The sequence below is a fragment of the Vibrio sp. 1288 genome, from assembly GCF_033344475.1.
The window spans coordinates 59,342-74,301 of the sequence record NZ_JAWPOX010000025.1; the positions used below are offsets into that span (position 1 = coordinate 59,342).

The 14,960-nt window shown below is 45.1% G+C and carries 13 protein-coding genes; 9 read left to right on the forward strand and 4 right to left on the reverse strand.

Going from position 1 to position 14,960, the window contains the following annotated elements; translation table 11 throughout:
- Positions 1 to 38: 38 nt before the first annotated feature.
- The 6 genes from R8O11_RS17555 (at position 39) to R8O11_RS17580 (ending at position 5,832) form a co-directional block, all read left to right on the forward strand.
- The gene (locus R8O11_RS17555) at positions 39 to 1,436 is read left to right on the forward strand and encodes a COG3014 family protein (RefSeq protein ID WP_025766940.1); all 1,398 of its coding nucleotides are present in this window, start codon (positions 39 to 41) and stop codon (positions 1,434 to 1,436) included.
- Entirely contained in the window at positions 1,436 to 1,828 is a 393-nt protein-coding gene (locus R8O11_RS17560; RefSeq protein ID WP_005378469.1) for a YcfL family protein, read from the forward strand. The genes R8O11_RS17555 and R8O11_RS17560 overlap by 1 nt, the downstream gene beginning before the upstream one ends.
- 66 nt (positions 1,829 to 1,894) lie before the next feature.
- The gene (lpoB, locus tag R8O11_RS17565; RefSeq protein WP_005378467.1) at positions 1,895 to 2,485 is read left to right on the forward strand and encodes a penicillin-binding protein activator LpoB; all 591 of its coding nucleotides are present in this window, start codon (positions 1,895 to 1,897) and stop codon (positions 2,483 to 2,485) included.
- A gap of 24 nt (positions 2,486 to 2,509) precedes the next feature.
- The gene (gene thiK, locus R8O11_RS17570) at positions 2,510 to 3,391 is read left to right on the forward strand and encodes a thiamine kinase (protein WP_047100871.1); all 882 of its coding nucleotides are present in this window, start codon (positions 2,510 to 2,512) and stop codon (positions 3,389 to 3,391) included.
- 75 nt (positions 3,392 to 3,466) lie between these two features.
- Positions 3,467 to 4,009 carry an alpha/beta hydrolase YcfP gene (ycfP, locus tag R8O11_RS17575; protein ID WP_005378464.1) on the forward strand — a complete coding sequence of 181 codons (543 nt, stop codon included), beginning with the start codon at positions 3,467 to 3,469 and terminating at the stop codon, positions 4,007 to 4,009.
- 533 nt (positions 4,010 to 4,542) lie between these two features.
- Complete coding sequence (locus R8O11_RS17580) at positions 4,543 to 5,832, forward strand: NAD(P)/FAD-dependent oxidoreductase (RefSeq protein WP_005378463.1); 1,290 nt, start codon at positions 4,543 to 4,545, stop codon at positions 5,830 to 5,832.
- A gap of 76 nt (positions 5,833 to 5,908) precedes the next feature.
- On the opposite strand, the gene R8O11_RS17585 is transcribed toward R8O11_RS17580, so the two are convergent.
- From R8O11_RS17585 to R8O11_RS17600, 4 genes are all read right to left on the reverse strand, one after another.
- Positions 5,909 to 6,457, reverse strand: a complete 549-nt coding sequence (locus tag R8O11_RS17585) for a GNAT family N-acetyltransferase (protein ID WP_005387823.1) — start codon at positions 6,455 to 6,457, stop codon at positions 5,909 to 5,911.
- Positions 6,458 to 6,617: 160 nt separating this feature from the next.
- Positions 6,618 to 7,385 (reverse strand): peptidoglycan binding protein CsiV, encoded by a 768-nt coding sequence (locus R8O11_RS17590; protein WP_021707672.1) that lies wholly within the window; start codon positions 7,383 to 7,385, stop codon positions 6,618 to 6,620.
- Between the two features lie 7 nt (positions 7,386 to 7,392).
- Entirely contained in the window at positions 7,393 to 10,854 is a 3,462-nt protein-coding gene (gene mfd / locus R8O11_RS17595) for a transcription-repair coupling factor (RefSeq protein WP_318194301.1), read from the reverse strand.
- A 5-nt stretch (positions 10,855 to 10,859) separates the two neighbouring features.
- Positions 10,860 to 11,429: a hypothetical protein gene (locus R8O11_RS17600; protein ID WP_017634743.1), complete on the reverse strand. Its 570-nt coding sequence runs from the start codon at positions 11,427 to 11,429 to the stop codon at positions 10,860 to 10,862.
- 249 nt (positions 11,430 to 11,678) lie between these two features.
- Here R8O11_RS17600 and lolC point away from each other — a divergent pair, with 249 nt between their 5' ends.
- The 3 genes from lolC to lolE are packed head-to-tail and all read left to right on the forward strand — an operon-like array spanning position 11,679 to position 14,834.
- The gene (lolC, locus tag R8O11_RS17605; RefSeq protein ID WP_318194302.1) at positions 11,679 to 12,887 is read left to right on the forward strand and encodes a lipoprotein-releasing ABC transporter permease subunit LolC; all 1,209 of its coding nucleotides are present in this window, start codon (positions 11,679 to 11,681) and stop codon (positions 12,885 to 12,887) included.
- Positions 12,880 to 13,587, forward strand: coding sequence for a lipoprotein-releasing ABC transporter ATP-binding protein LolD (gene lolD / locus R8O11_RS17610; protein ID WP_054700735.1), 708 nt, complete (start codon positions 12,880 to 12,882; stop codon positions 13,585 to 13,587). The genes lolC and lolD overlap by 8 nt, the downstream gene beginning before the upstream one ends.
- A 2-nt stretch (positions 13,588 to 13,589) precedes the next feature.
- The gene (gene lolE / locus R8O11_RS17615) at positions 13,590 to 14,834 is read left to right on the forward strand and encodes a lipoprotein-releasing ABC transporter permease subunit LolE (RefSeq protein WP_318194303.1); all 1,245 of its coding nucleotides are present in this window, start codon (positions 13,590 to 13,592) and stop codon (positions 14,832 to 14,834) included.
- Positions 14,835 to 14,960: the final 126 nt, after the last annotated feature.

The window sequence follows — 14,960 nt, forward strand, 5'->3', positions numbered from 1 at the left end:
TCTTTTTCCTGTCGAATGACACATTTGTGGAGATAAATGTGAAACTAGGTGTAAAGCTGTTAGGGCTGATGAGCTGGGCTTTAATGGCCTCTGGCTGCGCGAATTTATCTGCGGGCAATCTGTTTAGTCATTACAGCAACCAGAATCAAGAAGTTTATCAAGCCGTTGTTGCAGGGGAATATGCCAAAGCAAAACAACTTCAATCAAGTGAAGTGGGTGGCGAGATACTTGGCAATTTTGAAAAAGGTCGCATCTCTTTTCTTGCTGAAGATTACCCAACAAGTTTGAATGCGCTAGAAAGCAGCGATCGTGCCGTACGTGTTCAACAAGATCGAGCGACGATATCTGTGTCAGACACGGCAACGAGCGTCGGCTCTCTCGCAGTGAACGACAATCTCCAAGACTATCATCCCGCCGATTACGAACTTGGCTTTTTGCACCTGTATCTAGGACTAAATTACTTACAGAAAAACGATTTAGAAGGAGCACTAGTTGAAGTGCGTCGAGCTAATCAAGTTCAGGAAGCGGCAAGAAAGGCGCGTGAAAAAGAGCTAAAAGCAGCAGAGAAAGACCTTAACAAGCAAGGCATGTCTGCCAATTTAGGCAGTGTGTTAGCGAACTACCCTGATGCTGGTAAAAAACTAAGCGCGGTACAAAATGGTTATCTGTTCTATCTTTCTGGCTTGTTATATGAAGCGTCGCGAGACTTAAACAGTGCTTATGTTGATTACCGACGAGCACTCGCTGTAATGCCAGACAACAAGCAAGTTGTGGAAAGCACCTTATACGCTGCTAAGAAGCTGGGCATGCGTGAAGACTTGCGCATGCTAGAGAAGCGGTATGGTAAAGCACCTTCTGGATTAACTCAGTCACAAGGGCGAGTCATCGTTATTGATGAGCAGGGTGTTGTTGAGGCGATGAAAGGGTGGCGTATTGATTTACCAATTTACGACAGTCGCGATAATGGCGCGATTTATTCGTTGGCGCTTCCTTATTATCAGAACCGAGGTGCTCAACGTTTTAGCGATGTTGTTTTAAATGGTCAGGTATTGCCTTCCAGTACGCTGACTGATGTTAATGCGATGGCGCAAAACGATCTTAATGAACGTCTTACTACAATAGTGATCCGTCAAGCTCTTCGTGTTTGGGCAAAAGATCGAATCCGAAAAGAGGCGGCGAAAAAAGGCGATGATGTGGGCAACATACTTTTCAATGTATGGAACACATTGACCGAACAGCCAGATACAAGAAGTTGGCAAACATTGCCAGCGCAAGTGAAAACGGCTTCAAAAATCGTGAAACCGGGAACACAAAGTTTAAACTTGGGTGATCAAACCTATCAGTTTGAAGTGCCTGCACAGCAGACTACATTGGTATGGGTATCTCGTCAGGGAGCACACTCAACCGTGTGGCATAAACAGCTAGGGAGACTGTAATGAAAGCATGGCTTGTTTGTTTAGCAATGGCTATTGGTTTAGTTGGATGCGCCGAAAACACGGCTGGTATTCGAATTGATGGCCAAACGCAAAAAGTATTTTTTAATGATAACGTTTTAGGTAGTCGCTTATTAGTTGACAACATCACCACCACTTACGTTGATGATCGCCCACGAGGAGTCGTGCAGCTGAGTAGCAATTACAAAGGTGATCAGCACATTCTTTACCGATTTTATTGGTATGACAACAATGGTTTAGAAGTGAATACCAAACCTGGTCCGTGGCGAAAAATGATTGTGCGAGGATTTGAGCAAGTCACGTTATCTGAAGTTACTGTGAATCCAAATGGCACAAAATTCCGTGTGCAAATTAGAGAAGCACAAGACGATTAATCTTAACGGCTCTGCCGAAGCTGCCGCGCTAACGATGCGCTGGTATTGAAAAACTAAGGAACTCTCATGAAAAAAAGTATTATTGCTCTTTTAGGTCTTGCCGTCATTTTAGGTGGCTGTTCTAACAAAGTCTCTTACGGCGATGCGCAAGCAACAGAAACCACGACTATCGATTTTGGCTCAACAGATTTACAAAAAATCGCGGCTGAAATGGTGGATAGCATGATGATGTCGGGCTCTGTAGCAGCAATTACTCGTGACCAACGTCCTATCGTTTTTGTTGAGCGAATTAAGAACAAAACCAGTGAACATATTGACACTGAATCCATTACTGACACGATCTCTACTAAGATGTTGAACTCAGGTAAGTTCCGTTTTGTTGATATGGATCGTGTTGAGTCTGTGCGTGAACAACTTAACTTCCAAAACACGGATGAGCTTGTTAACCAAAGCACAGCTATCCAATTTGGTAAAATGGTTGGTGCTCAATACATGCTTTACGGCAACCTATCTAGCATTGTGAAAAATGCAGGTAGCGATAAAGATGTATACTACAAGATGACCATGCGCCTAATGGACCTAGAAACAGGTTTGATTGAGTGGGCGGATGAAACTGAAATTCGTAAAGCGCAATCTAAGAGCCTATTCGGTCTTTAATCGAACAGGGTGGAGAAGTCATCAATGGCATGGTTTTCTTGGCAACAAGCAAAACAGTTAGATCCGAGTCTTAATGCTCTCGATGGCTTCTTTACGGAGCCTCCGGTAAAAGTACAAACTGTTACCGGGGGGCTCACCAACCGCTGTTGGCGGTTGGAATCTTCTCAAGGCCTTGCATACATCTGGCGACCGACCAGTCATGTCTGCAAGGCTTTTTCAATTTCTCGTCACAGTGAATATCAAGTGCTGAATGCAGTCTCTTCATTGGAAATTGGCCCCAAGCCAGTTTTTATTCATGAGCAAGGGTTGCTGGTGGAATGGATAGAAGGAGAGGCACTGACGGAGTCAGGCTTAGCACTAAGCGATTTATTATCCATTGCGGCGAAGATTCATCAATATCCGATAAGCGCAATTCCTTTGGTTCCATTTTCATATATTTCTCGCATCGATCATTATTGGCTTGAGCTTGATGGTCAGTATGTGGGTACGGAGTTTGAGGCTTTGTACATGAAGTGGCGCACGGAACCGAACGTTGCACCTGTTCCGCTGGCCCTATGTCACTTCGATCTGGGGTGTTACAACCTAGTGCGAGGAGAGAATGGGGTGAAAGTCATTGATTGGGAGTATGCCGGGATTGCTGACCCTAGGCTTGATTTGACCTTAACTATTCAGGTCGCGAATTCGCCTGTGGAAGAAGCGGTAAAGCAGTATTGCCAAATTCGAGGTGTCGAAGATGTGTCTCTTTGGCTGAGAGGTGTAAAAGCTTGGCAACCAAGAACCTTGGTGATGGCGATGCTCTGGTATCTACTTGCCTATAAATTGTGGGGAGATGAACAATACTTAAACAGTGCGTATGAGTTGAAAGGCTCATTGTGTATGGAAGATCACTGTTTTGAGAACTCGTGATATTTTCCCCTTTAACAGTAAGGAAATAGTGGTAGTTTTAATAAAAGTACCAGATACACACAGGGAGAGGTACACATGATTATTTACTTACACGGCTTTGACAGTACAAGCCCGGGTAACCACGAAAAAGTTCTTCAACTGCAATTTATCGACGACGACGTTCGTTTTATCAATTACAGCACCCTTCACCCAAAGCACGACATGCAACACTTGTTAAAAGAAGTGTCTAAAGTTATCGATCAATCTGATGACCCAAACCCGTTAATCTGCGGGGTTGGTTTAGGTGGTTACTGGTCTGAGCGAATTGGTTTTCTATGCGGTATCAAGCAAGTGATGTTCAACCCGAACTTGCACCCAGAAAAAACGATGGCTGGTCGAATCGATCGTCCAGAAGAGTACGAAGATATCGCAACAAAATGTGTTGATCAGTTCCGAGCGAAAAATCAAGCTCACTGCTTAGTGATTCTCTCTAAAGATGATGAAGTGCATGACAATTCGAAAACGGCAGCTGAGCTAGAAAAACACTATCAAATCATTTGGGATGAAACTCAGTCTCATAAGTTCAAAAAAATCTCTCATCATTTACAAGCGATAAAGGCATTTAAAAATACTTATTAATGTTGAGTGTAGACAGTAAAGCGGCGTTTTTATCGGCTGCTTTGCTGCGATTCCTTCTCTTGAGTATGCCGAGCCACTGTCTCTTTGAAAGGCACATTTTCTTGGTTTAACGCTTTGAATATTGTGTTCTCCTTACCGTTTTCTTACTTCCCTCCTATGTAGCACGAACACCTTGTTGTAGAGTAGTCGAAAAGTAGTCAATCCGTACTCGTTACACGGATTTTGGTTGCCTTCAAAGTTGGTCTCTATATAATGAACCGGACTAAAATAATTTGATAAATATCAAAAAAAATTGAGAGCGAGTAATAAACTTGCCCAAAAAATTCTGGCGTCGTATGCGTACCAGATAAACATGCCAAACCCTGACAAGTCATTGATAGATAAAGAATCAAGGTGAGTGGCAGTTTTTTAATCCAAGTAATTGAGACACCTCTAAGAACCAAGAATTCATCGGTTGGATGGATGCCACAAATGTTTGTGAGTCATGCATCGAGCTGAACCCCATATATTCATTTTTGTAGAGGAAAATCATTGTGACACGCATTATCGTTGTAGGCGGCGGTGCAGGTGGTCTTGAGTTGGCAACTAAGCTTGGTCGAACTCTAGGTCGCAAAAACCGTGCGCAAATTACGCTAGTCGATCGAAAAGCGAGCCACTTGTGGAAGCCATTATTGCATGAGGTTGCTACAGGTTCTTTGGACGAAGGAGTAGATGCACTGAGCTATCGAGCTCATGCAAAAAACCACAGCTTCGACTTCCAAATGGGTAGCCTTCAAGACATCGACCGTGAACGTAAAGTGATCATCTTAAGTGAGCTTAAAGACGAACACGGTGAACTTCTTATGCCAAGCCGTGAGCTAGAATACGACATTCTAGTGATGGCGATTGGCTCGACATCAAACGACTTCAACACGCCTGGCGTTCGTGAAAACTGTATTTTCCTAGACAGCCCTGAGCAAGCACACCGTTTCCGTACAGAAATGAACAACGAGTTCCTAAAGCTGCACGCGAAAAACGGTAACGGTACGGTCGATATTGCGATTGTTGGTGCTGGTGCAACTGGCGTTGAACTATCAGCTGAGTTACATAATGCTGTTAAAGAGCTGCGCACTTATGGCTTCGGTGATCTTGATTCTAGCAAGTTGAACGTCAATCTGATTGAAGCAGGTGAGCGTATTTTACCAGCGTTACCTCCACGTATTTCTTCTGCTGCTCATCAAGAGTTGGTGAAGTTGGGCGTAAACGTGCGCACCGCCACTATGGTGACTAAAGCTGAAAAAGATGGCCTTACTACAAAAGATGGTGAGAAGATCCCAGCTCAAATCATGGTTTGGGCTGCGGGTATCAAAGCTCCAGACTTTATTAAAGATATCGCTGGCTTAGAAACGAACCGTATCAATCAGCTTGTAGTGAAAAACACACTACAGACAACACGAGATGATGACATCTTTGTTATTGGTGACTTAGCACAATGCACCCAGTCTGACGGTTCGTTCGTGCCGCCACGCGCTCAAGCTGCACACCAAATGGCAAGCCAGGCATTTAGTAACATCGTCGCGAAGATCAACGGGCGCGAGTTGAAAGACTATGTATATAAAGATCACGGTTCATTAGTGTCTCTAAGTCGCTTCTCAACCGTTGGTAGTCTGATGGGGAACCTAACTAAAGGGTCGATGATGGTAGAAGGCCGTATTGCTCGTGTCGTTTACATCTCATTGTATCGCATGCACCTAATGGCGTTGCACGGTGTATTCAAAACCGGTCTGATGATGCTCGTCGGCCGCATTAATCGCGTGCTGCGTCCAAACCTTAAGCTGCACTAAGGTTTTAAATCCACTCTGTGTGGATGTGTTGTATCTTAAAAAATGCAGAAGCCACCACAAGTCGGTGGCTTTTTGTTTATGTTAGATCTGTCGGTAAAAGTGAGAACACAACGCCATCTTTAGGCTTACCCTGAAAAATAAACCGGTTTCTGGCGATGGCTTCTTTTTGTGCACCGACGGACTCAATTAAGGCTTGGCTAGCTTCGTTGTCGGGGTCACAAACAATCTCTAGTCGAGTTAAACTTAGCTTTGCGAAGCAGAATTCTGCTAAGGCTTTAACGGCTTCTTGGGCATAGCCTTGCCGTTGATAGCGGTCGGCAACCCAGTAACCAATACTCGCCATATTAAACGTATGATATAACTCATTAACCGCTGCCATTCCAACCAAAGTGTTACTTTGCCGCTCATAGATACCGAAACCAAAAGCCTCAGTTTTGACCCAGTTAAGACGGGTTGCCAACAGAAAGTCCTGCGCGGTTTTCAATGTGACGTTTTTATCACACCAGTCAAGCCATTGGTGCAGCGAAGGGGATTCTGCAAGTAATCGTTGTAGTGAATGTGCTTCTTCAGCAGGGATGAGCTTGAGCGCTAAGCGGGGCGCAATGATTTCAAAGTCTGGACTCATGAACTAATACGACTTCCATGTTGAGTGTAAGTAAATTGAAAGCTGTCTATTTATACTTGAACGCAGCTATTTTCCTTGCTCTGCGTTGGTTAGGAATAACTGAGGTATAGCAGATAAAAACAAAGCGCAGCTTTGCTGCGCTTTGTCGAACCGCTCGTGCTTATCGAACCCGACGAACTTGAATGATCATACCCATCAACGGGTTATCTAGGTAATGAGTCTCGCTGCTACGCATACGACGTTTTTGATCCATTCGATAACTCTTCAGGAATTTCTCTTCGGTTACTGTCGGCGATATTTCTGCCAAGTTACCGACTTGGACGTTACCATCGACTTCACCTAAGTCATCCGCCAATTGCTCAGTTGAGGTTGGTTCAAAACGCACCTCTCTAACACTTGGTTCGCGGAGATCTAGTGTTGTTTCGGCGAAGAGGTAATGCTGTACGTATATTTGGAATCGACCATCTAGTTCATATAAAGGACCATTGACCGTCTCTTCACTGTAACCGTCGCTGGAAAATGTTTGATTGCCATTGATTGGGCGGCCATCTGCTTGATAAGAATCAGAGAAATCTCGCCCGCCAACGATGCGGAAAATTGGGGCGCTAGATTTACCTCGGTCACCTTGACGCCAGGCTACGTGTTTAAGCACTTTAAAGCCGGCATGATTATTTAGTGCCGCTTCTTGCGCGTTGAGACGGAAAGAAGAACTTGGCAAAAGTGTCACGCCTTTAGAGCGGCGGTAGGATTCACTCTCTAGGCTACCGACATTTTCCATATCGATTTTTGGCAGTTGATTCGGCCAAGATTCTGTTGTGCTTTCAGCGTCGACTGCTCGCTTGAAAATGATCACTTCAATATCAAATTGGCGCTGTGCCCAAGAGGGCATTGAGACACATAGAAGCAATAACGGGATCAGTATTCTCATTCGACTATTAGCTCGTTGGTAATAAATTCTGTTTAAAATCATTCAGTAAGTCTTGAACAAACTGAATGCGTTTACGTCGGTCCACCAATGGTACGCTAAACTTGAACTTAGTTGGACCTTCCATTGCAAATTTTTGCGGCTGTGATTGCAGCAGTTTAACTAAATACGCTGGATTTATGTCAGCATCAGGGTAAAACTCGATAAATCCACCTTTATCATGGGCTTCTATCTTTTTCGCTTTTAAACTACCAGCCGAAATTTTCAATTCTGAGACGGCAAGTAAGTTCTTTGTTGCGTCTGGAAGCAAACCAAAGCGATCAATCAGTTCCACTTTTAGCTCTGATAGTTCATCACTGCTTGTGACACTCGCAATGCGTTTGTACATCGACAGTCGTGTGTTTACATCCGGAATGTAACCATCTGGTAAGAGCGCTGGGATTCGCATTTCCACTTCAGTTTGCTCACGAAGCAGCTCATCCAAAGACGGCTCCTTGCCTTCTTTTAATGCTTGCACTGCTTGTTCCAGCATTTCCATATAAAGTGTAAAACCAACGGATTGAATTTGCCCACTTTGCTCATCACCAAGCAGCTCACCAGCACCACGGATTTCTAAATCGTGGGTTGCTAACGTAAAGCCAGCACCTAAGTCTTCCAGTGAAGCAATCGCATCAAGACGCTTGATGGCATCTTTGGTCATGGCTTTTGGATGTGGCGTTAATAAGTAAGCATAGGCTTGATGGTGCGAACGTCCAACACGGCCACGTAATTGATGCAACTGCGCCAAGCCAAGATTGTCCGCACGATCCATGATTATGGTATTCGCCGTTGGTACGTCGATACCGGTTTCGATGATGGTTGTACACACCAACACATTAAAGCGCTGATGGTAGAAGTCATTCATGATTCGCTCAAGTTCGCGCTCGCGCATTTGACCATGAGCCACGGTAATACGTGCCTCTGGGATGAGTTTCTGTAAGTCTTCTGCCGTTTTTTCAATGGTTTCAACCTGATTGTGCAGGAAGTAAACCTGACCACCACGCATAATTTCACGCAGTACCGCTTCACGGACCACTGGCTCTTCTTTTTGTCGAACAAAGGTTTTAATGGCTAAACGGCGTGCAGGAGGTGTCGCGATGATCGACAGGTCTCGCATGCCACTCATTGCCATATTCAGTGTGCGTGGAATTGGTGTTGCGGTGAGGGTAAGAATGTCCACATCCGCACGCATTGCTTTGACTTTTTCTTTTTGACGAACCCCGAAGCGGTGTTCCTCATCAACGATCAACAAACCTAAATCTTTGAATTTAATGTCGCTCGAAAGCAGCTTATGCGTACCAACGACAATGTCTACTTTACCATCGGCAACGTCTTGCAGAATGACTTTTTGTTCTTTGGCAGATTTAAAACGAGACAGTACTTCAACTCGGATTGGTAAGTTGGCAAAACGGTCACGGAAGTTTTCGAAATGCTGCTGAGCAAGCAAGGTTGTTGGTACGAGTACGGCGACCTGTTTACTGTTATCCGTTGCGACAAATGCTGCGCGCATAGCGACTTCCGTTTTACCAAAGCCCACGTCACCACACACTAAGCGATCCATCGCTTTTGCCTGGCACATGTCTGACAATACGGCATTGATGGCCATCGCTTGGTCATCTGTTTCTTCAAACGGGAATGTTGCTTTAAATGTTGCGTATTGCCCACGATCTAGCTCAAATTTGAAGCCAGGTTTTAATTCTCGTTTAGCATACACATCCAGCAATTCTGCTGCGACATCACGCACTTTTTCTGCCGCTTTACGACGTGCTTTTGCCCACGCTTCACCACCTAATTTATGCAGTGGCGCACTCTCTTCAGCGCCGCCAGAATAACGGCTGATAAGATTCAGTGATGAAACTGGCACGTAGAGCTTGGCATCGTTTTGATACTCAAGGGTGACGTATTCCGTTTTCATGCCACCGGCTTCAAGTGTTTGTAAACCGATGTAGCGACCAATACCGTGATCAATATGAACCACAGGTTGACCGGGTTTTAACTCCGCAAGGTGGCGAATAACGGTGTCACTGTTGACGGCTTTTTTATCTTTGCGGCGTCGCTGGATAACACGGTCACCGAGTAGATCACTTTCACAGATCAGAGCGAAGTTCAGCTCTTCGTGAATGAAACCATGCTCTGCTGCGCCTAAGATCAAGCTGAATCGATCACCTGAGTCTAGAGCTTGGTAAAGTGAGCCATGTACGACTGGCCGAACTTTGATGCCTTGCAACAGCTCCGTTAGTGCTTCACGACGACCTTCTGACTCTACCGAGAAAACGATTTTGCCGCTGAATTGCTCACTAAACTGACGAAGGCGCGAGAGCGGCTCTTTATTTTGTTGCTGAACGCCAAGCTCGGCTAACGATTGTACGGGTAGGTTTTGACGACCGGCACGCCTAACCACTTTATCTAGGCTCAATTGAGCGATAGGGAGCTGTTTTAGTTGACTGAAAAGTTCGTCTTTTTTCAACCAAAGCTGTTCAGGAGTCAAAAGAGGACGCAGCGGATCAACTTTTTTCTGGTCGTATCGATATTCGACATCGGTTAAGAAAGTATCGACCGCAGATTCGATATCACCATATGTGATGACTTGAGAGTCTTCTGGCAAATATTCAAATAAAGTCTCGGTATGGTCAAAAAACAGCGGCTGCCAATACTCAATACCAGCGGGCCACGTGCCTTTGGTCACTTGCATGTAGATTGATTCAGGCTCGCGGCGTGCGTCGAACTGGGTGCGCCAACGTGTACGGAAATCTTCAATCGCTTCTTTAGTGGTTGGGAACTCATGTGCAGGCAGCAATTGGATTTGCTGAATATCGTCGATAGAGCGTTGGTTCTCTGGATCAAACGTGCGAATGGTATCTATTTCATCATCAAAGAAGTCGATGCGGTACGGGTCATTGCTGCCCATAGGAAAGAGATCCAGAATAGACCCACGACTTGCATATTCACCTGGCCCAAATACTTGATCTACATGGCGGTAGCCTGAATTTTCAAGTTGTACACGTAACTTCTCTAGCGAGATTCGATCACCAGTTTTCACCATTAAAGTGTGTTGCAACAGAAAATCACGTGGCGATTGGCGTTGCAATACTGTACTGACCGGGACGATGGTTATGCCATCACGTTGACTTGGCAGTTGGTATAGGCGTGCGATACGTTCAGAGATGATTTCTTGATGCGGAGAAAAGTTATCGTAAGGCAGCGTTTCCCAGTCGGGGAATAGGCTTACCGTTTGGTCGGTGAATTGCTCAATCTCTGCCTGAAGCTTTAAAGCGATTTGCGGGTCAGGCACAACGAGTAGCGAGTGACTCGAATGCTGCTTGGCTAGCTCTGCAATGGCTAGAGGTAGAGCTGCGCCCGGCAAATTACCTAGCTGTTTTTTGTCGCCACGCTCTGAAGGGTTGGTGACGGAAAGAATCGTTGCTTTTGTCATAGGAATTATTTTTTATCTCGCTCCATCGAGCGCTGACGTAAAAGTTTTTGTTGTTGATACAGTGCCGCCTTTATCAGTAAATCTTGATCAGATTCTCGGAGCATCTTGTATCTAAGCGTGATAATGAAATCTTGCTCTGAAGCATCACATTCTTCTACTTGAGCGTAACAGTAAATCGCCGCAGCAGGGTGATCGAGGAACAGTTTAACACGAACGAGTTGTTGAGTAGTTAACGCTGTATCTGAGCGGAAACTGAGTTGACTAGCACCAAACTGCGTCGTTTGATATCGAATGGAGGCGTCATCTTGTTGTGAAAGCATAAAGCTCAACAAGAGGTTAAGTTTCGCGTTTTGCGTATCAAGCAAGTTGATCACATGCTTTAACTCTTTGTTTTTCAGCTCTAGACGCGCGTTGTCTGCCAACATATCTAAGTGACTAAATTCACTGGCGACAATAAATGGTGCTGGAATTTCGGAGGCAAATGTTTCTTCATCTGGCAAAGCAAAGTCCGCACTCAACGTTTCGACGTTGATGGTGAGGTTATGATGGACGGTAAAGTATTCTTGCTCTGTCATATAGTCGATCCTTTTGCCAGTGAGCGCTCCTTGCTCACTCAACAAACAAAGAGAAATAGGGCACTGATTATCGCTAACTGAATGAAGTTATCAAGTTTAGCCGATTTGTCCTTGAACTTTTTGCCCTAAATACAGACTTATTGCATGTCGTTGACAAATTTAGCGATTCTCTTGTCTTCTTAATGAGAAGAGTAAGGTAAGATAATCCGCTAAAGCTTTATATCAAAACAACCAGTTGGTTTGTCTTATATGTATCATCCTATCTCATTGTTTATTGGCTTAAGGTATCTTCGGGGACGCTCTGGAGATAGGTTCAGCCGATTTGTTTCTTATATGTCGACGGCGGGTATTACGATCGGTGTAATGGCGTTGGTGACGGCTCTTTCTGTGATGAACGGGTTTGAATCGCAGTTAAAAGAACGCATTTTAGGTGTGCTACCTCATGCCGTTGTTTCGCAACACGATGGAAAAACGCCTATGACCGAGTCTGCCCCTCCATTTGTTCAAGCGATGTCGAGTGAATCCGAGCCGGAACCTATCGTTAGAGGAGAGGCTGTTATTCAGAGTTCTGCACAGCTGACGGCTGGTTACCTCATCGGTATTGAACCTAAGAAAGGCGATCCGATTAGCAACCATTTGATTGCCGGACGATTATCGTCACTTCAAGCAGGTGACTACAATGTATTTTTGGGTCACAGTTTGGCGCGTTCACTAAAGGTCTCAATCGGGGATAAAGTGCGCTTGATGGTGACCAACGCGACGCAGTTTACCCCACTTGGTCGTATTCCTAGCCAGCGAAATTTTACTGTCTCAGGCATTTTCAATACGGGATCGGACGTTGATGGTCAATTAATGATTGTGAACATGACGGATGCATCTAAGCTGATGCGTTTCCCTAAAGACACGGTTTCTGGTTGGCGTGTCTTTTTCTCTGACCCATTTATGGTGACGGATTTTGCTGACCAACCCATGCCTGATGGGTGGCAATGGAGTGATTGGCGCGAACAGCGTGGTGAGCTTTTCCAAGCGGTGAAAATGGAAAAGAACATGATGGGACTTATGCTAGGTCTAATTGTGGGTGTCGCTGCATTCAATATTATCTCCGCTTTAATCATGGTAGTAATGGAGAAGCAATCAGAAGTCGCAATATTGAAAACTCAAGGCATGACTCAATCTCAAGTGATGACCATTTTCATGGTGCAAGGTGCAAGCAGTGGTGTAATTGGCTCGATTGTTGGTGGCGCCGCGGGCGTGATCTTGTCACTTAATCTAAATGCGATTCTTGAATCTGCTGGTGTGGCGCTATTCAGCTTTGGTGGTCATCTACCCATCTTGATTGATTCACTGCAAATTCTTTTAGTGGTGGTGTTGGCGATTGCTCTTAGCCTTGCTGCTACGCTTTATCCTTCTTATCGAGCATCTTCTGTTAAACCTGCTGAGGCACTTCGCTATGAATAAGCTATTAGAATGTCGTGATATTCGTAAAGTCTACCGAGAGGGTTCGTTAGATACGGAAGTGTTGAAAGGCGTAAGTTTCGATATCGACAAAGGGGAGTTGGTTTCTATTGTTGGCTCTTCTGGTTCGGGAAAAAGTACCTTATTGCATATTTTAGGTGCGTTAGATGACGCAACTCATGGTGAAGTTGATTTTCTAGGGCAAAACTTATCAGCTTTGAGCTCGAACAAACAGGCGGCATTACGCAACAAGCACCTTGGTTTTGTATACCAGTTTCATCACTTATTGGCTGACTTTACTGCGCTTGAAAATGTGGCGATGCCACTGATGATTGGCGGTGCTAAAGTAGCGGATGCAAAACAGGCGGCTAAAGCGCTGTTAGATAAAGTTGGTTTGAATCATCGGATGCAACATAGACCCTCCGAGTTATCGGGCGGTGAGCGTCAGCGTGTTGCGATTGCGCGTGCATTGGTGAATAAACCTGATCTGGTCTTGGCTGATGAACCTACGGGGAACTTAGATCACAATACGGCACTGTCTATCTATGATTTGATGCGCGAGCTCAATAAAGAGTCAAACATTGCATTTTTGGTTGTCACGCATGACAAAGAGCTGGCAGCAAAAATGGATCGTCAAATGCACATGCAAGATGGTTTGCTCGTAGATCGTTTTGTGACTGATACAGCATCTGCGGAGGGCTAGTTTTGTTTACCTCTTTAGCTTTGATGATTGGTGGCCGCTTCAGTCGAGCGAAAAAGCGCAACAAGATGGTGTCTTTCATATCGCTTTCTTCGACTATTGGTATTGCGGTTGGCGTTGCTGTGATCATTATCGGTTTGTCTGCAATGAATGGCTTTGAGCGCGAGCTGCAATCGCGTGTGTTGTCTGTGATCCCACACGGCGAGTTAGAAGGTGTTAATGGACCACTTCAGGACTACACCAAAACGATGAATCAAGCTCTAAAACATGAACATGTTGTTGCGGCAGCACCGTATGTTCGTTTTACGGGTTTGGCAGAAAAAGGCAGTAAGCTAAAAGCGATAGAAGTTCGTGGCGTAGAGCCTACTTTCGCGCAAGCGGTGTCGAGCTTATCGAATTTTATTGACCAAGCAGCTTGGCAAAACTTTTATGCCGGTCAGCAGCAAGTGATCTTAGGCCGAGGTGTAGCAAACGAGCTAAATGTCGCCGTGGGGGATTACATTACGTTGATGATTCCGCAAACAGGCGGCGCAAATAAAGTGCAGGCTCCTAAGCGTGTGCGCGTGAAGGTGTCAGGGTTCTTAACGCTTAATGGCCAAATCGACCACTCTCTAGCGTTAGTACCATTAGCGGATGCTCAGCAATACGCGAGGTTAGGGGAAGGGGTCACTGGCATTTCACTAAAAACGGACGATGTTCTCAATGCGCCTTCTATTGTTCGCGAGGTTGGTAGCATGGTTGATGTTTACGTGTATTTGAAAAGCTGGCAGCAAAAGTTTGGTTTTTTGTATCGCGATATTCAGCTCGTGCGCACCATTATGTACTTGGTGATGGTACTGGTGATTGGCGTGGCATGTTTTAATATTGTGTCTACGTTGATGATGGCAGTGAAAGACCGAGCGGCGGAAATTGCAATTTTGCGAACAATGGGAGCAAAAGATAGCCTAATCAAACGGATCTTTGTTTGGCAAGGTGTATTCTCTGGTGTATTTGGTAGTCTCGTCGGCAGTGTTATCGGTGTCTTAGTAGCGTTAAATCTGACTCCGTTAATTAAAGGGTTAGAGAGCTTAATTGGTCATCAGTTTTTATCGGGTGATATTTACTTCGTCGACTTCTTACCATCACAACTACACTGGCCAGATGTGGCATTGGTGTCAGTGACGGCGATAGTGCTTAGTTTACTTGCGACGTGGTATCCTGCTTCTCGTGCCGCAAGGTTGAATCCGGCGGCTGTACTGAGTTCTAAATAGCGGATTGTTTTACAATATGCGAAAAACAAAAAGGACCGAATTCGGTCCTTTTTTTGTTTTCAGCCCTAAACCACCTACTTCAGTAGGTGGTTATCATCCGTTTCGGCTTTGCCTGTAAAACTACTC